The organism is Kluyvera genomosp. 3, from assembly GCF_011765685.1.
Classification (GTDB): domain Bacteria; phylum Pseudomonadota; class Gammaproteobacteria; order Enterobacterales; family Enterobacteriaceae; genus Kluyvera; species Kluyvera georgiana_A.
This window is the reverse complement of the sequence record NZ_CP050321.1, coordinates 3,675,590-3,692,046: the sequence shown is the minus strand read 5'-3', so window position 1 is coordinate 3,692,046 and position 16,457 is coordinate 3,675,590. Positions and strand designations below refer to the sequence as shown.

Genomic DNA, 16,457 nt, shown 5'->3' with positions numbered 1-16,457 from the left:
GTACAGGATGCTGACGTTTTTTATCCGTCGTCCGCGTTTCGCGATGGTGATTGCTCTGCTGATGGTCTTTGGCGGTGCGGTCGCGCTGAAGCTCATTCCGGTGGAGCAGTACCCGCAAATCACGCCGCCCGTGGTGAACGTCAGCGCCAGCTGGCCGGGCGCCAGCGCGCAGGATGTGGCGGAGGCCATCGCCGCGCCGCTGGAGACACAGCTCAACGGCGTTGATCACATGCTCTATATGGAGTCGACCAGCGCTGATGACGGCGGCTATAGCCTGAACCTGACTTTTGCCGCGGGCACCGATCCGGATATGGCGGCCATCGATGTGCAAAACCGCGTGGCGCAGGCGGTGGCGCAGCTGCCGACGGAAGCGCAGCAGAACGGTGTACAGGTGCGCAAGCGCGCCAGCAACCTGCTGATGGGGGTGAGCCTCTATTCTCCGAACGGCAGCCTGTCGCCGCTTCAGATCAGTAACTACGCCAGTACCCAGGTACGCGAAGCGCTGGCGCGTCTGCCCGGCGTCGGCCAGGTGCAAATGTTCGGTGCGCGCGATTACAGCATGCGCATCTGGCTGCGGCCAGACCGCATGAACGCGCTGAACATCACCAGCGAAGATATCGCCCAGGCGCTGAACGAGCAGCACGTGCAGGGGGCCGCCGGGCAAATTGGTACGCCGCCGGTGTTTAACGGCCAGCAGCAAACGCTGACCATTAACGGTCTGGGTCGACTGAGCGACGCCGATGAGTTCCGCAACATCGTGGTGCGCAGCGGCGAGCAGGGGCAACTGGTGCGCCTTGCGGACGTGGCCAACATTGAGCTTGGCGCACGTAGCTACAGCTCCAGCGCACAGCTTAACGGCGTGGACTCGGCCTATATGGGGATTTACCCGACGCCAACCGCCAATGCCTTACAGGTTGCAAACGTGGTGCGTAGCGAATTGACGCGCCTGCAAAACCGCTTCCCGGCGGACCTGAAATGGGAAGTGAAGTTTGATACCACCCGGTTTGTCGCCGCGACCATCAAAGAGATTGGTACGTCGCTGGCGCTGACGCTGCTGGCGGTTGTCGCGGTGGTTTCGCTGTTCCTGCAAAGCCTGCGCGCGACGCTCATTGTCGCGCTGGCGATCCCCGTGTCGCTGATTGGCACCTTTGCGGTGCTTTACCTGCTGGGCTACAGCGCCAACACCCTCAGCCTGTTTGCCATTATTCTGGCGCTGACCATGGTGGTTGACGATGCCATCGTCGTGGTGGAAAGCGTGGAAGGGCATATGGCCGAAGGGCTGGGGCGTAAAGAAGCGACCGCGCTGGCGCTGCGACAGATTGCCGGGCCGGTCATCGCCACCACGCTGGTGCTGCTGGCGGTATTTGTGCCGGTGGCGATGCTGCCGGGAATTGTCGGCGAATTGTATCGTCAGTTTGCGGTCACGCTCTCCACGGCGGTCACGCTGTCGAGCATTGTTGCGCTTACCTTGACGCCCGCGCTGTGCGCGCTACTGCTGCGTCCGCGTCTGAAGCAGCCCGTCCGCTTATTCCAGTGGTTTAACCTGGGTCTGAACACCACCCGCGATGGCTACGGTCGCCTGGTGGCATGGATGAACCGTCGCCCGCTGGTAGCGGTGGGGGCTACACTAATCGCCGCGCTGCTGGTGGCGTTGAGCTTCTCCACCATGCCGAAGGGCTTTCTGCCGCAGGAAGATCAGGGTTATGTCTTCGCCAACGTGCAGCTGCCGGAGTCGGCCTCGCTGGAGCGGACCGAAGCGGTGATGGCGCAGGCTCGCGCATTGCTGGGGGCGCATCCGGCAGTCGAGGATGTGATTCAGGTCTCCGGCTTCAGCATTCTCAGCGGCACCAGCGCCTCTAACGGCGGGTTTATCTCGCTGATGCTCAAAGACTGGTCGCAGCGCGCGCCGCTGGATACGGTGATGGGCGAACTTCAGCGCCAGCTGCATGCGCTACCGGAAGCCAATATTATGCTGTTTGCGCCGCCCACGCTGCCGGGCCTCGGCAGCGCCGCGGGCTTCGACCTGCGCATTCTGGCCCAGGCCGGGCAAACGCCCGCCGAGCTGGAGCAGGTCACGCGTCAGATCCTGATGAAAGCCAACCAGCATCCGCAGCTGAACCGCGTATTCACCACCTGGAGCAGCAACGTCCCGCAGCTGACGTTAACCGTTGATCGTGACCAGGCCGCGCGTCTCGATGTGCCGGTATCGCGTATTTTTAACAGTCTGCAAACCGCGTTCGGCGGCACGCGAGCCGGTGATTTCAGCATCAACAATCGCGTTTATCACGTGGTGCTGCAAAACGAGATGCAGTGGCGTGAGCGCGCCGGGCAGATTAGCGAGCTGTTCGTGCGCAGCAACCACGGCGAGCGGGTGCGCCTGAGTAACCTCGTGACCATCACACCAACCGTGGGCGCGCCGTTTATCCAGCAGTTTAACCAGTTCCCGTCGGTGTCGGTGAGCGGCTCGGCGGCGGAAGGGGTCAGCAGCCGCACGGCGATGAATGAAATGGAAAGGCTGCTGGCGATGCACCTGCCGGAGGGATATGACTACGCCTGGAGCGGACTGTCCTGGCAGGAGCAGCAGACCGGCAACCAGGCCATCTGGATTGTGCTGGCGGCGGTGGCGATGGCGTGGCTGTTCCTGGTGGCGCAGTACGAAAGCTGGACGCTGCCGGCGAGTGTGATGCTGTCGGTATTGTTTGCTATCGGCGGCGCGCTGCTGTGGCTCTGGGTCGCCGGTTACGCCAACGATGTGTACGTGCAGATTGGGCTGGTACTCTTAATCGCCCTCGCGGCGAAGAACGCGATACTGATCGTCGAATTTGCCCGCGAGCGGCGGCAGTCCGGTTTATCGATCGTCGCGGCGGCCCGCGAGGGGGCAACCCGCCGCTTCCGCGCGGTGATGATGACGGCGGTGTCGTTTATTATCGGCATCATGCCGATGATGTTCGCCACTGGCGCAGGGGCGCAGAGCCGCCGGATCATCGGCACCACGGTGTTCAGCGGTATGCTGGTGGCGACGGTGATCGGCATTCTGTTTATCCCGTCGCTGTACGTGCTGTTCCAGCGCCTGCGCGAGTGGGCGCATCGCCGGGCGGACTAGCCCATCTGCGCCAGTTGGCTGCGCAGCACATCCACCCCCGGCGCAATGGCGTCGGGGTTGATGGCGTGAAATCCCATGCGGAAGAAGTTATCCGGCGGCGCGGCGTCGAGAAAATGGCGCGCGCCGGGTTCAATCAATACGCCAGTATGCGCGGCACGCCAGGTCAACTGCTGGGTGCTGATATTGCCGGGCGTGCGCAGCCAGAAGGCGTTGGCATGTTCACTACCGGGCAGCGGCTGGCACTCCGGTAGCAGGGTTGATAGCGCCGTGTTGAGCATCTCCCAACGCCGCGCGGAGTCATCGCGATAGCGGCGCAGATGCGTTTCGTAATGACCCTGGGCAAGAAAATGCGCCATCTGATACTGAATGTTGGTGGGCGGATGACGATACACCAGGCGGCGCAGCGCGCGGGCCTCATCGATCAAATCCGGGTCGGCGACCATAAAGCCTAGCCGCAGCCCCGGCGACAGCGCCTTCGACAGGCTGCTGACGTAAATGACTCGCCCGCTGCGATCGCTGGCCTTCAGCGCCGGCAGCGGGTTGGCCTGGAAGTTACTCTCTGAATCATAATCATCTTCAATAATCACCGCATCGTGCTGCGTTGCGTGCGCCAGTAGTTGGCTGCGCCGCGCCTTGCTCATGGTGACGCCGGTGGGCACCTGATGTCCCGGCGTGACGTAGTAGTAGTCGCACGGCGTGTCGTTCAGCACGATACCTTCGGCATCGACGGCGTGCGGGACAATCTGGCTTTCCCCGAGTAAAAAGGTGTTAATTGCTTCGCGAAAGCCGGGATTCTCGACGCCGACGCGGGTCTGGCGAGACATCAGCAACCGGGTGAGCAGGTACAGCGCGTTCTGTGAGCCGAGGGTAATCAGTATTTCATCCGGCGCGGCAACGATGCCGCGCTTGGGCAGCACGCGGGTGCGAATTTGCTCAATCAGCATCGGTACGTCCTGGTCGATATGGTCCACCACCCACGCCGGGTCGCGCATGCCACCGTGCAGCCAGTTGGCCGCTGAACGCCAGCTGGCGAGCGGAAACTGGCGGGTGTCCGGCTGGCCGTAGATAAACGGATAGCGGTAGTGCATCCAGCCGGCGGGTTTAAGGATTGACTCCTGCTGACTGGGGGTGATATTCAGCCGTTTGCCCCATGATGGTGCATTGTCGGCGGCGCTGGGTGCAGGCGTCGGTGCGGAAAGGCGCGGCGCATGGTAGTCCGGGTGCAGGTAATAGCCGCTGCGCGGGCGGCTTATCAGGTAGCCCTCGTTGACCAGGCTTTCGAACACCAGCGCGGTGGTGTTACGGGAAACCTGTAGCTGCTGGGCCAGTTGCCGACACGAGGGCAGGGGCGTGTCGGCGGCAAAAATGCCGCCGAGAATCGCGTTGATCAGTGATTCGCGAACCTGTTCCTGCAACCCGCGTTGCGCCTCAAAATCCACATGCAATAAGTGCCGAATCATGCGCTCCCCTCCCGATTGTTCGCTTTCCTCCAGCGCAGCAATTTCTGTACCAGCCTGAAATCGTCTGCCACAAGCGCACACGAAAACTGGCTCTATTCAGAATGCAAAAAGTCTCCTTACAGTAAAAACGTCTTCAGCCAGCGTCTGAAAATGCCGCTGTCGGCACACATCTTGCAACGCCGGAATAAACGTCTCTGGCATATTTGAGTAGGGGTCACACGATGAAAAAAACGATGGGTTCGTATTATCTGGCCGCCATGATGGCGATGACCTTTTCTTTGCAGGTGGCCGCCGCTGATTTACCGGAAATTGAAAAATCCGGTACGTTAAAAGTGGCGACCGAGGATGACTACGCACCGTTTAACTTTATGAATAACGGCAATGCCGATGGATTTAATAAAGATATGCTGGCGGCGCTGCGTGAATACGCCAAATTTAATGTTACGCAAAGTATTTTACCGTGGACCGGGTTATTAGCGGCGGTTTCTACCGGGCAATATGATATGGCGTTAACCGGCGCTGTGGTCACCGATGAACGCCTCAATGTATTTAATTTCACGCCGCCGTGGGCCTCCGCGCAACACTATTTTGTTAAGCGCGCGGGTGATAATTCATTAAATACCATTGCCGATCTGAGCGGGAAAAAAGTGGGCCTCCAGGCAGGCAGCGCGTTATTAGCGCGTTTACCGGAACTGAAGGCGATGATTGAGAAAAGCGGCGGCAAACTCGGGCCGGTGGTGGAATATCCGTCTTACCCGGAAGCGTACGCCGATTTAGCTAATAAGCGTCTCGATTACGTGATTAACGTGGTGATTTCCGTCAATGACCTGGTGAAAGCCAAACCGAAAGTGTTTGCTAAGGGACTGGCGGTCTCCGGCCCGGGTTATATGGCGTGGCCCATCCCGAAAAACTCGCCGGAGCTTTTGGCCTATATGACCAAATTTATCAATCATATGCGAGAGACCGGCAAGCTGGCCGAACTGCAGAAAAAATGGTTTGGCGAAACCTACGATGATTTGCCGACCGAACCGATTACCAGCGCCGCTCAGTTCCACAAACTTGCCGGACAGTAAATCGCTACCCGGCTAAGCCGCGCGACGCCGGGAGCGACACCCGATTCACTTCAGGAGGGCACCATGGACGTAATAGCATGGCAGTTACTGATCGAAGGCGCATGGACGACCCTCTGGATTTCCGCCATCGCCATCGCCTTTGGGGTGGCGATTGGGCTGGTTATCGCCTTTGTGCGCATGATGAAAATTCCGGTCATAGACCAGATCCTGGTCATCTATATCAGCCTGGCGCGGGCGACGCCGCTGGTGACGCTGGTGTTGTTTCTGTTTTTATCGTTGCCGACGGTAGGGATTAACCTCGATAAAACGCTCGCCGCCATCGTCGCGTTGACGCTGAACACCTCGGCGTTTAACGCGGAAATCTGGCGCAACGCTTTTCGCACCTTCCCGCGTGAACAGCGTGAAGCGGCGGAGTCGGTGGGCATGCGCCGCTGGGCCTATTTTCGCTACATCATGCTGCCGCAGATGTGGCTGGAGAGCCTGCCTGCGCTGGTCAACGAAATGTCTTTCTTAATCAAAGGCAGCCCGGCGATTGCGGTGATTGGCGTGGTCGATCTCACCCGTGTCACTAACCGTATCGCTTCCGTTACCTATGAACCGCTTTCCCCCATTCTGGCCGCCGGGCTGCTGTATGTGGTGATTATTGGCCTGCTGCTGAAACTCCAGAGCCTGGCAGAACGTAAAGCAAAACGACTGGCGCGCTAAGCCCGGGAGGACTGATGAATCAATGGGCAATTATTTGGGCCGAGCACGACAAGTTTATTACCGGGCTACTGGCGACACTGGAACTGTTTATTATCGCCGCCGTCTGCGGATTATTGATTGGTACCGTCCTGTGCTACGTCACGGAATACCAGAAGCGGGTTTTGAACAACGTGATTATGGGGTTTGTAAACCTGATGCGGGCGATTCCATTCCTGATTCTGGCCTATTTGCTGTATTACGGATTACCAGAACTGGGGTTGAGTCTTGACGCCTGGACGGCAGGGTTAGTGGCATTAATTATCTATCACGGTGCTTATTTTTTTGAGATTCTGCGTAGCCAGAGACGGGTATTTTCCCATGGCTATATTGAAGCCGCCGTGGTGCAAGGATTCTCTCGCTACACGATCTTTCGTCGCATCGTGATGCCCAACATTTTCTCCTCCGCACTGCCGCTGCTGGGTAATCAGCTCATTATTTGCCTGAAAGATACCGCGTTTCTCAGCATTATTACCGTTCAGGAGATTACCGCTGCCGCCAATAGCGTGCAGGCGACCTATTTTATTCCGTTTAATGCCTTTATTGTGGCCATTGCCCTGTATTGGGCCATCAGTATCGTGCTGGAGCTGCTGGTGAAACGGTTGACTGTTTATAGCGAAAGAAGAGGAATGAGCCATGTCTGATACCACGGCGGTCAGCGTCAAAAATGTCTCCAAACAGTTTGATAACGTCGAGGTGCTGCGCGACATCAATCTGACGGTGGAGAAGGGGACGGTGGTCAGTATTCTCGGCTCGTCCGGTTCGGGTAAATCCACGCTGCTGCGCTGTATGAACTGGCTGGAACAGCCGGACCGCGGTGAAATTCGTATCGGCGGTCAGCGCATCGGCGTGAATGAACAGACCGGGAAAGCGATGTCGCACCGCGATCTGTCGAAGATTCGCGAGCGGGTGGGGATGGTTTTTCAGAGCTTTAACCTGTGGCCGCATCTCACCGTGCAGCAAAACGTGATGGAGGCGCTGCTGCACGTGAAGGGGATGAAGCGCGAGGAAGCGCGCGCGATTGCCGACCAACAGCTTAAAAAGGTGGGTATGGATCATAAGGCGGATGCCTACCCCATCACGCTCTCCGGTGGGCAGAAACAGCGCGTGGCCATCGCCCGCTCGCTGGCGATGTCGCCGGAGGTGCTGCTGTTTGATGAACCCACTTCAGCGCTGGATCCGGAGCGCGTTAACGAAGTACTCAGCGTCATGAAGTCGCTGGCGGCGGAAGGTTACACCATGGTGGTGGTGACGCATGAAATGGAGTTTGCGCGTCAGGTATCGAATGAAGTGGTGTTTCTGGAGAAGGGGATATTGATTGAGAAGGCGCCGCCGGAAGTTTTCTTTAGCCAGCCAAAATCGGAGCGTGTGCGACAATTTTTGCAAAGCAGCCGCTAAACCCTCACCCCGGCCCTCTCCCTGGAAGGGAGAGGGAGAAAAGCGTGCCCTTGCAAACCCGCAACTAACCGATAAACCGCACCGCACAGTCCCCTCTCCCTGTAAGGGAGAGGGAGAAAACCAGGCCCTTGCAAACCTGCAACTAACCCATAAACCGCACCGCACAGTCCCCTCTCCCCATTGGGGGAGAGGGTTAGGGTGAGGGGGAACGTGCACCGCGCTAATCCCGGTCAATGGCAAACGGCTGCCAGGCCTGACGCACCGGCATCACCTCCACGCGGTTAATATTCATATGATCCGGCAGCGTCGCGATGTACAACATCTGCTCGGCGATATCCAGCGCCGACAGCGGCGTGGTACCGCGATACAGCGCGTCGGATGCCGCCTGGTCGCCCTTAGTGCGCACCAGCGTAAACTCCGTCTCCGCAATACCCGGCGCCAGATCGGTGACGCGCACGCCGGTGCCTAAGAGATCACAGCGCAGGTTATAGCTGAACTGCTTCACAAACGCCTTGCTGGCGCCATACACATGGCTACCCGGATACGGCCACTGCCCGGCTATCGAACCAATGTTGATAATGCTTGCCCCTGCGCCGTGGCGAACCAGCGTGGGCAGCAGCGCGTGCGTGACGTTGACCAGCCCGGTGACATTGGTATCAATCATGGTGTGCCAGTCCGCGAGATCCACCTTCTGCGCGGGCTGCGGCGACAGCGCGAGACCGGCATTGTTGATGAGCGTGGTGACGTCGGCAAATTCGAGCGGCAGGGCGGCGACGGCTGACGCCACCGCCGCGCTATCCCGCACGTCCAGTTCGATAACATGCACCGGCACCCGCGATGCCAGTTCGTTTTGTAGCGCCTGTAACCGCGCCAGTCGGCGGCCGCTTAATACCAGTGCCCAGCCCGCCCGCGCAAACACGTGCGCTGCCGCTTGCCCAAAGCCGGAGGTCGCCCCGGTAATAAACACCACGTTACGTTGTTGCATTGTGCTCTCCTGTGCAGGTTGTTCCGGTCACTATAAAAACCCCGGCGAGACCTGCCGAGAGACAGTCGCGGCGCGGCGATGTGACACGTTGTCACAGCCGTCGGTCTACACTGGCTCTATCACTTTTTTTTCTGTCGACGACATGATGAATCAACGCCAACGCTATGCGAGGAACGACGATGACAGAGTTAAACAATCAGGCCGTCCGCCAACTGGACAGAGAGTATGTTTTTCATTCCTGGTCAATGCAGGGCAACCTCAACCCGCTGGTGATTGCCGGGGCGAAAGGCTGTGAGTTGTGGGATTACGACGGCAAAACTTATCTGGATTTCAGCAGCCAGCTGGTAAACGTTAACCTGGGCTATCAGCACCCCCGCGTGCTGGCGGCGATGAAGGAGCAACTGGAGACGCTGGTGACGATTGCGCCCGCAACCGCCAACCTGGCGCGCGGCGAGGCGGCGAAGCGTATTATTGGCCTCGCGCCGGAAGGGTTTAGCAAAGTGTTCTTCACCAACGCCGGAGCCGACGCTAACGAGAACGCCATCCGCATGGCGCGCATGTATACCGGACGTGACAAAGTGCTGTCGGCCTACCGGTCCTATCACGGCAACACCGGCAGCGCGATTGCTGCCACCGGCGACTGGCGTCGGGTGCCGAACGAATATTCGCGCGGCCACGTTCACTTCTTTAACCCGTATCTGTACCGCAGCGAATTTAACGCCACCAGCGAGCAGGAAGAGTGCCGCCGCGCGCTGGCCCATCTGCGGCGGATGATCGAGTGCGAAGGCCCATCCTCTATCGCGGCCATTTTGCTGGAGTCGATTCCGGGTACGGCGGGCATTCTGGTGCCGCCGGAAGGCTATATGAAAGGCGTTCGTGCGCTGGCGGACGAGTTCAACATCATCCTGATTCTTGACGAAGTGATGGCGGGATTTGGCCGCACCGGCAGCTGGTTTGCCTTTGAGCAGGACGGCATCGTGCCGGATCTGATCACCTTTGCCAAAGGGGTGAACGCCGGATACGTACCAGCAGGCGGGGTGATCATCAGCGATCGGATCGCCCACTATTTTGACGATCGCTTCTTTGCTGGTGGCTTGACCTACTCCGGCCACCCGCTGGCGATGGCGGCGATCGTGGCGACGCTGGACGCGATGAAAGACGAAGGGATTGTGGAAAACGCGGCGCTGATCGGCAACGGTGTGCTGCGCCAGGGGCTGGAAGCGCTGGCGGAGCGCTCGCCGCTGGTGGGCGACGTTCGCGGTCGTGGCGTCTTCCAGGCGCTGGAACTGGTCAGCGATCGGGTGAAGAAAACGCCGCTGGCGGCGGGGAACATGGCGGAGATTAAAGGCGCGTTAACCGAAGCGGGGCTGCTGAGTTTCGTGGTGGAAAACCGCATTCACGTGGTGCCGCCGTGTACCATCAGCGCTGAACAGGTGAAAAAAGGGCTGGGGATATTGCAGGATGTGCTGGGCCGTTTTGCCCATTTAGCCGTGTAGCCTCGTTCGGGCTACAAGCGGTTCCCTCTCCCCATTGGGGAGAGGGTTAGGGTGAGGGGGCTGCGTTGAACCTGATGCTTAACTCGGGCTCCAGGTATATGGCGCCGCGATCCCTAACGGCAGACCCAGTCCCCACCACAGCAGTAGCAGCGCGCTCCACGCCACGAAGAAGGCGATGGAGTACGGCATCATCATCGAGACCAGCGTGCCTACGCCCGCACCTTTCACGTAGCGCTGGCAGTAGATCACAATCAGCGGGAAGAAGACCATCAGCGGGGTAATGATGTTGGTGCAGGAGTCACCGATACGGAACGCCGCCTGCGTCAGCTCCGGCGAAATCCCTACCGCCATCAGCATCGGCACCATAATCGGCGACAGCAGCGCCCATTTTGCCGACGCTGAACCAATCAGCAGGTTGACCACTGCCGTCAGGACAATCATCCCGATAATGGTTGCCTGCCCTGGCAGCGCCAGCGCTTTCAGGCCGTCCGCGCCCACCAGCGCCACCAGCGTGCCGATGTTGGAGTCGCTGAACGCTTTGATAAACATGGCGCAGAAGAAGGCCATCACCATGTATGAGCCCATTTTACTCATCGAGTCATTCATCGCGCCAATGACGTCTTTGCCGGTTTTAAAGGTGCTGGAGGCAAAGCCGTATACGATACCTGGCAGGATAAAGATCAGGAAAATCAGCGGCACGATAGATTTCATGATCGGCGCGCTATACGAGGTCAGAGAGCCGTCGCTCCCACGCAGCATTGAGCCCTCCGGCCAGGCGGCGGCGGCCAGCGCGGCGAGGCCCAGCAGCATCACCAGCGACGCGCGGTTAAAGGCGCGGCTTTCCTGCGGCGTGACGTTGGACATGTCTTCATCGTGCTTAAAGTCGCCGTCAATGGTCATTTTGCTGACGCGCGGTTCGACGATGCGCTCGGTGACCCACCAGCCGACCAGCGTAATGACGATAGACGAGGCGATGCCAAAGATCAGGTTACACAGGGTATTGACGATGTAGGTGCTGTCGAGCAGCTGGGCCGCGGCCTGAGTAAACCCTTGCAGCAGCGCGTCGTTACCGGTTGGCACCATGTTGGCGGCGAAACCGCCGGACACGCCGGAGAATGCGGCGGCAATCCCCACCAGCGGGTGGCGTCCGGCGGACATAAAGATAATTGCCCCCAGCGGGATCACCAGCACATAGCCCGCATCCGCCGCCACGTGGCTGAACATGGCGACGAAAATCAGCATTGGCGTCAGCAGTTTTTTCGGCGTCACGCGCAGCATCTTTTTCAGCGCTACGTTGATAAAGCCGGAGCTTTCCGCCACGCCCACGCCGAGCATGGCGACCAGCACAATCCCCAGCGGCGCGAAGCCGGTAAAGGTGGTGACCATATTGGCCAGCGTGTTGGTCAGCGCTTCGGCGGAGAGCAGGTTGTTGACCTTGACGGCTTCCTGGGTCATCGGGTTGATCACGTCAAAGGTCATCATCGACAGCACCGCCGAGAGGCCCATGACCGCCAGTAAAAAGTAGAAAAAGATCAGCGCCGGTTCTGGCAGACGGTTGCCTGCTTTTTCAATGGCATTGAGAAAGCCGCTCATCAGTCGGCTTTCGCTCACTTCTTTCCGTGTCCGTGTTTGCGTATTCATTGGATTCCTTAATTTCGCACAATTGTTTCATTGTTTGTGTGAATGTTTCGGAGGAATCATAGGGGTAATTACGCAAGGAAACTATATGTTTTCAGGTATTAAAACTGATATGTGACCTGTTTATTGATTTTTTGTTTTGTTTATCAGTTTTTATCTGGTTATTGATTCGTTATTTTCGATTTCCGGTCATATTTATCGCTGAGAGAAGAGGGTGATGATTCGCTGCGCATCAACGGCGTGCCAGCGTAGTGACGCAGTGAGGGAAAGGGCGGGAAGCTCAACGGCGAGTGTTTCCGCGTTAAGACTGATGGTAACGGCATCATGAAAACCCTGAAGTTCGGGGCACTGTGAGGAGAACGCTTTGTACAGACTCTCCTTGGCCGAGAACGCCAGCGTCAACGCCAACGGGAAGGGCAGCGTGCTGTGGCGCAGGACGGCAAGTTCCTCTTCGCTTGCAATATGGCTCGCCAGCTCATCGGCAAGCTGAGGCGAAAAGACCGCTTCAATATCAATACCAACCGGGGTACGAGCGACGATGGCGATGGCTGTGTTACCGCAGTGGCTGATGCTGCCGTACAGACCCTCAGGCCAAATCGGCTGACGGTGCTTGCCGATTCCCGGCACCGATTTTTCACCGAATGCACGCAGCGCGTGCACGGCGGCAATCCGTCCGGCGAGGTGCTCGGTCTGGCGTTTTTTTCCCGAGCGGGCAAGCTTCGCGTGATGGGGCAGCCACAGTAAATCACCAGGGGTGAAGCTGTCGGGGTCAAAATCGATACGCTGTAAGGTATGAAGGGTACTGTGATGTGTCTTCATGCGGCTCCTGAAAAACCCTCTCCCGCGTGGGAGAGGGTGAGGGGATAGATTATCAGAAGTGCGTGTTGATGCTCATGTACCAAGTACGACCAGGCTCGTTGTAGGTGTTAGCCCCTGCGCCTGCCATGTAGTTGGCGCTGGTGATATCACCAGTTGTCTGGGCGTTACCCGCACGCCACAGGCGTTTGTCGAAGACGTTATCTACGCCGCCGGTCAGGCTAACGTTTTTGTTGACATCCCATGTTGCGCTCAGGCCCACGATGCTGTACGGGCTGACTTCATCGGCTGAAGTACCGGTAACAGGTTTACCTTGGTAATCGTACTTCTTCGGCTGCTGCTTGCCGTACCAGGTAAAGGTGGATTGTACTGACACATCCTGACGAACCTGCCAGCTCAGAGTTGAATTCAGAGTGTATTCAGGAATGATAGACAGACGTTCGCCAGTCTCTTTGTTCTTACTCTGTAACATGTACGTGATGTTGTTGGTCCAGCTCACCGTCTCGCTGACCGGAACATTTAGTGTCCCTTCCAGCCCTTCGACAACGGCCTTAGGAATGTTTTCCCACTGGTAGATATCGGTGTAGGTGGTGGTCTTACCTTTGGTGATTGACGTTCTGCTCAGCGGCACGGTACCTGCTTCAATCTTGTTGCGGTAATCGTTGCGGAACCAGGTCACACCGGCGAGCCAGCCCTCATGCTTGAACTCTAGACCAATCTCTTTGTTGATGCTGGTCTCCGCTTTCAGATCGTCATTACCCATCATGTAACAACCAATACCGGAGGCTGAACCGGTGGCATAGCAGCCTTGACCTTTACTGTACAAAATGTAGTTCGGGTTGAGCTGGTACAGACTCGGTGCTTTATAGGCGCGGGCAATGCCCATTTTCAGCGTGAAGTCATCGCCTAAGCCCTGGGACAGGTTTAGCGATGGGCTCCAGTTTTCACCAACAACGCTGTGGTGATCGAAGCGTAGCGCTGGGGTCAGCATCGTGCTGTCGGTGACTTCCATGTTGTTCTCAGCAAACAGTGAGAAGATCTCAGCCTGAGAATATGGACTGCGGTCCGTGCTGCTATAGCCAGGAATATTACCACCGAGGAACGTCTGAGTGTTGGAGCTGGAGTCCTTCATCTTCTGCTGGTTCCATTCTGTACCCAGCGTCAGATTCTGATTAACGACAAAATCCAACGGAATGTTGATTTCGCTGTGCAGCGTAACATCAGCCAGATCTGTATCGCTGAACTGGTTGCTGTTAAACAGTCCTTCCAGTCCCCCGGCCAGACCTTCGCCCAGACGAGAGTTACGGGTGTGTTCGTACTGTGCCCAGTTGCTGGTGGTGATGCCATTATCCCAGCCGCCGTTCCAGGTGAGTGCATAGTTCTGGCGATACATACGGTTGGTTTCTTTACCGTAGTATTTTTTCACCAGACCACTACCAGCGTTATCATTGTTGGTATTCTGGGTATCGCCGGCGTACAGGTTGCCTTGGCGGCTGTAGCCTGCTTCTAATTCCAACGACTGCATTGGGGCAAAGTCCCAACGGAGCTGACCGTTGATGTCTTTATTTTCTACCCCTTCACGCCCGGCAGGCATGGTATCGGCATAGGTACCAGTACGCGTTGACTGATGTCCATCGTTGATGTTCCAGGCATCAGCCTGAGTTTTATCCAGGTTACCGTACAGACGGAAGCTGAAACCATCGCCCATCGGGCCGGTGAGGCTGAAGTTAGTACGCTTGGTGGAACCTTCTTCTTTGTGTTCTGGAGCATTGAAATAGGTGTTCCAGGAGCCGTGCCACTCATCGCCACCTTTCTTGGTGATGATGTTCACCACGCCACCCGCAGCGCCATTACCGTAACGGGCAGCCGCTGGGCCACGCAGGACTTCAATACGCTCAATCATTTCCGGCGGAACCCAGCCGGTATCACCGCGGGTATCACGCTCACCTCGCCAGCCTTGACGTACTGAACTACGGCTGGTGACCGGCTTACCGTCGATCAGAATCAGGGTGTTTTCCGGGCCCATCCCGCGAATGTCGATCTGACGGTTGTTACCGCGCTGGCCGCTGGTGGAGTTGCCGGTCAGGTTCACGCCAGGCATGGTTCGGATGATCTCAGAAACATCGCGCGCTGGCGGGCGTTTGCGGATTTCATCGGCGGTGATGGTGGAAACGCCCGGTGCCTGCAGGTTCTGCTCGGCGGCGGTTACCACCATGGTTTCGCCATTGACGTCGGTTTTGCTGCTGTCTGTTTCTGCGGCGAAGGCCGGAGCGGCCATGCCATAGATACCCAAATTGACCAGGAAGGTCAGGGATTTGATTTTATTATTCATTTTGTATCCTGCTTTTCGTCGCCGGGGGCTCGTACAGCTCCGTCCCAAAGGGCAAGCCCCGGCATGGTTATATGCGTAAAGCATGTGAAAGTTGCGCGCCAATACGCTATTGCAAATGCAAATAGTTATCAATAATATTATCAATAAATTTTAGTCTGTAACAATAAATTCCACAATAAACATGGGGTTAACGTGGTGGGGAAGTTAGCGACAGGAAGTGATGCCTGGTGGGCGACGATAAAAGGGCCAACGTATCAATGTGTTAACGGTGAATGTCAGGTGACGTTCTGGTGGCGCGATCCGGCGGGAAGCGAGGCTACTTCGCCGATTCGGCGGGTGTGGATTTACATTACCGGCGTCACCGATCACCACCACAATTCTGTGCCGCAAACCCTGCGACGCATTGACCACACCGATGCGTGGTGCTGGACCACCTCGCTGCCGTCGACCTGGCGCGGCAGCTATTGCTTCGCGCCGTCAGCGCGCGAAGATGATTTTTCCCCGGATATTTTCACGACACCCGAACCGGACCGCATGCTGCTGCGTGAAGGCTGGCGCAAGGTGCTGCCGCAGGCAATCGCCGACCCGCTCAATCCGCAGAGCTGGAAGGGCGGGCGCGGGCACGCAGTGTCGGCGCTGGAGATGCCGCAGGCGCCGGAACAGCCTGGCTGGTCAACGCCCGCCGCGCGCTGGAACCCGCCGCAGTGCATCACCTGGCACAGCGAACGGCTGGGTAACCGGCGCCGGGCATGGATTTTTTCCACCGGCGATGCGGGCGACGAAGAGCGTCCGCTGGCGGTGCTGCTTGACGGCCAGTTCTGGGCTGAAAGCATGCCGGTATGGCCCGCGCTGACCGCGTTAACCGACGAAGGCAAACTGCCTCCGGCGGTGTACCTGTTGATTGATGTCATCGACAACGCCCATCGCAGCATTGAGCTGCCGTGTAACCCTGACTTCTGGCTGGCGGTACAGCAAGAGCTGCTACCGCAGGTGCAGGCGATTGCGCCCTTCAGCGAACGTGCCGATCGCACCGTGGTGGCTGGCCAGAGTTTTGGCGGCCTGTCGGCGCTGTACGCCGCCTTACACTGGCCGGCGCGATTTGGCTGCGTGCTAAGCCAGTCCGGTTCTTACTGGTGGCCGCACCGCGGAGGACACCAGTGCGGCCTGATTCTGGAACAGCTTCAGCGCGGCGAAGTTCAGCCTCAGGGGTTACGCATCGTGCTCGAAGCCGGTGTTCGTGAGCCGCTCATTTTTCGCGCCAATCAGGCGCTTTTTGCCCAATTACAGCACACGCAGCTGCCGATTTTCTGGCGTCAGGTTGACGGCGGACATGATGCGCTTTGCTGGCGCGGCGGGCTGACCGCCGGGCTGATGACCCTATGGGGCCGCGAGCGCGATTAACGACAGGAGTTTGG

12 protein-coding genes are annotated in these 16,457 nt (G+C 58.1%); 7 read left to right on the top strand and 5 right to left on the bottom strand.

Annotated features, from left to right (window positions below; translation table 11 throughout):
• The first annotated feature begins 7 nt into the window (after positions 1-7).
• Positions 8-3,103: an efflux RND transporter permease subunit gene (locus GY169_RS17310; RefSeq protein WP_167576433.1), complete on the top strand. Its 3,096-nt coding sequence runs from the start codon at positions 8-10 to the stop codon at positions 3,101-3,103.
• On the opposite strand, the gene GY169_RS17305 is transcribed toward GY169_RS17310, so the two are convergent.
• On the bottom strand, positions 3,100-4,563 hold the full coding sequence (locus GY169_RS17305) for a PLP-dependent aminotransferase family protein (protein ID WP_167576432.1): 1,464 nt from the start codon (positions 4,561-4,563) through the stop codon (positions 3,100-3,102). The two genes, GY169_RS17310 and GY169_RS17305, sit on opposite strands and share 4 nt — an antisense overlap.
• A gap of 221 nt (positions 4,564-4,784) precedes the next feature.
• On the opposite strand from GY169_RS17305, the gene GY169_RS17300 reads away from it, so the two are divergent.
• The 4 genes from GY169_RS17300 (at position 4,785) to GY169_RS17285 (ending at position 7,775) form a co-directional block, all read left to right on the top strand.
• Positions 4,785-5,636: a transporter substrate-binding domain-containing protein gene (locus GY169_RS17300; protein ID WP_064548113.1), complete on the top strand. Its 852-nt coding sequence runs from the start codon at positions 4,785-4,787 to the stop codon at positions 5,634-5,636.
• A 63-nt stretch (positions 5,637-5,699) separates the two neighbouring features.
• Positions 5,700-6,341: an amino acid ABC transporter permease gene (locus GY169_RS17295; protein ID WP_163447702.1), complete on the top strand. Its 642-nt coding sequence runs from the start codon at positions 5,700-5,702 to the stop codon at positions 6,339-6,341.
• A 14-nt stretch (positions 6,342-6,355) separates the two neighbouring features.
• Positions 6,356-7,021, top strand: a complete 666-nt coding sequence (locus GY169_RS17290; protein ID WP_167576431.1) for an amino acid ABC transporter permease — start codon at positions 6,356-6,358, stop codon at positions 7,019-7,021.
• Entirely contained in the window at positions 7,014-7,775 is a 762-nt protein-coding gene (locus GY169_RS17285; protein ID WP_163447700.1) for an amino acid ABC transporter ATP-binding protein, read from the top strand. The genes GY169_RS17290 and GY169_RS17285 overlap by 8 nt, the downstream gene beginning before the upstream one ends.
• Before the next feature lie 220 nt (positions 7,776-7,995).
• On the opposite strand, the gene GY169_RS17280 is transcribed toward GY169_RS17285, so the two are convergent.
• A complete protein-coding gene (locus GY169_RS17280; protein ID WP_167576430.1) occupies positions 7,996-8,760 on the bottom strand; it encodes an SDR family NAD(P)-dependent oxidoreductase in 765 nt (254 codons plus the stop codon).
• Between the two features lie 179 nt (positions 8,761-8,939).
• Here GY169_RS17280 and GY169_RS17275 point away from each other — a divergent pair, with 179 nt between their 5' ends.
• The gene (locus tag GY169_RS17275; RefSeq protein ID WP_411908100.1) at positions 8,940-10,256 is read left to right on the top strand and encodes an aspartate aminotransferase family protein; all 1,317 of its coding nucleotides are present in this window, start codon (positions 8,940-8,942) and stop codon (positions 10,254-10,256) included.
• A 78-nt stretch (positions 10,257-10,334) separates the two neighbouring features.
• Here GY169_RS17275 and GY169_RS17270 read toward each other — a convergent pair whose 3' ends face one another.
• The 3 genes from GY169_RS17270 to GY169_RS17260 all read right to left on the bottom strand — a co-directional run bounded on the left by GY169_RS17270 (position 10,335) and on the right by GY169_RS17260 (position 15,042).
• Positions 10,335-11,897: an AbgT family transporter gene (locus GY169_RS17270; RefSeq protein ID WP_167576428.1), complete on the bottom strand. Its 1,563-nt coding sequence runs from the start codon at positions 11,895-11,897 to the stop codon at positions 10,335-10,337.
• Between the two features lie 192 nt (positions 11,898-12,089).
• Positions 12,090-12,713, bottom strand: coding sequence for an enterobactin synthase subunit EntD (gene entD / locus GY169_RS17265; protein WP_167576427.1), 624 nt, complete (start codon positions 12,711-12,713; stop codon positions 12,090-12,092).
• Between the two features lie 52 nt (positions 12,714-12,765).
• A complete protein-coding gene (locus tag GY169_RS17260) occupies positions 12,766-15,042 on the bottom strand; it encodes a TonB-dependent siderophore receptor (protein ID WP_167576426.1) in 2,277 nt (758 codons plus the stop codon).
• A gap of 195 nt (positions 15,043-15,237) precedes the next feature.
• On the opposite strand from GY169_RS17260, the gene fes reads away from it, so the two are divergent.
• Complete coding sequence (gene fes / locus GY169_RS17255) at positions 15,238-16,443, top strand: enterochelin esterase (protein WP_167577328.1); 1,206 nt, start codon at positions 15,238-15,240, stop codon at positions 16,441-16,443.
• Positions 16,444-16,457: the final 14 nt, after the last annotated feature.

Bases quoted from the DNA above. Each gene is read 5' to 3' on its own strand.
- GY169_RS17310 (WP_167576433.1), top strand. From the start codon at position 8: ATGCTGACGTTTTTTATCCGTCGTCCGCGTTTCGCGATGGTGATTGCT.
- GY169_RS17305 (WP_167576432.1), bottom strand. From the start codon at position 4,563: ATGATTCGGCACTTATTGCATGTGGATTTTGAGGCGCAACGCGGGTTG.
- GY169_RS17300 (WP_064548113.1), top strand. From the start codon at position 4,785: ATGAAAAAAACGATGGGTTCGTATTATCTGGCCGCCATGATGGCGATG.
- GY169_RS17295 (WP_163447702.1), top strand. From the start codon at position 5,700: ATGGACGTAATAGCATGGCAGTTACTGATCGAAGGCGCATGGACGACC.
- GY169_RS17290 (WP_167576431.1), top strand. From the start codon at position 6,356: ATGAATCAATGGGCAATTATTTGGGCCGAGCACGACAAGTTTATTACC.
- GY169_RS17285 (WP_163447700.1), top strand. From the start codon at position 7,014: ATGTCTGATACCACGGCGGTCAGCGTCAAAAATGTCTCCAAACAGTTT.
- GY169_RS17280 (WP_167576430.1), bottom strand. From the start codon at position 8,760: ATGCAACAACGTAACGTGGTGTTTATTACCGGGGCGACCTCCGGCTTT.
- GY169_RS17275 (WP_411908100.1), top strand. From the start codon at position 8,940: ATGACAGAGTTAAACAATCAGGCCGTCCGCCAACTGGACAGAGAGTAT.
- GY169_RS17270 (WP_167576428.1), bottom strand. From the start codon at position 11,897: ATGAATACGCAAACACGGACACGGAAAGAAGTGAGCGAAAGCCGACTG.
- entD (WP_167576427.1), bottom strand. From the start codon at position 12,713: ATGAAGACACATCACAGTACCCTTCATACCTTACAGCGTATCGATTTT.
- GY169_RS17260 (WP_167576426.1), bottom strand. From the start codon at position 15,042: ATGAATAATAAAATCAAATCCCTGACCTTCCTGGTCAATTTGGGTATC.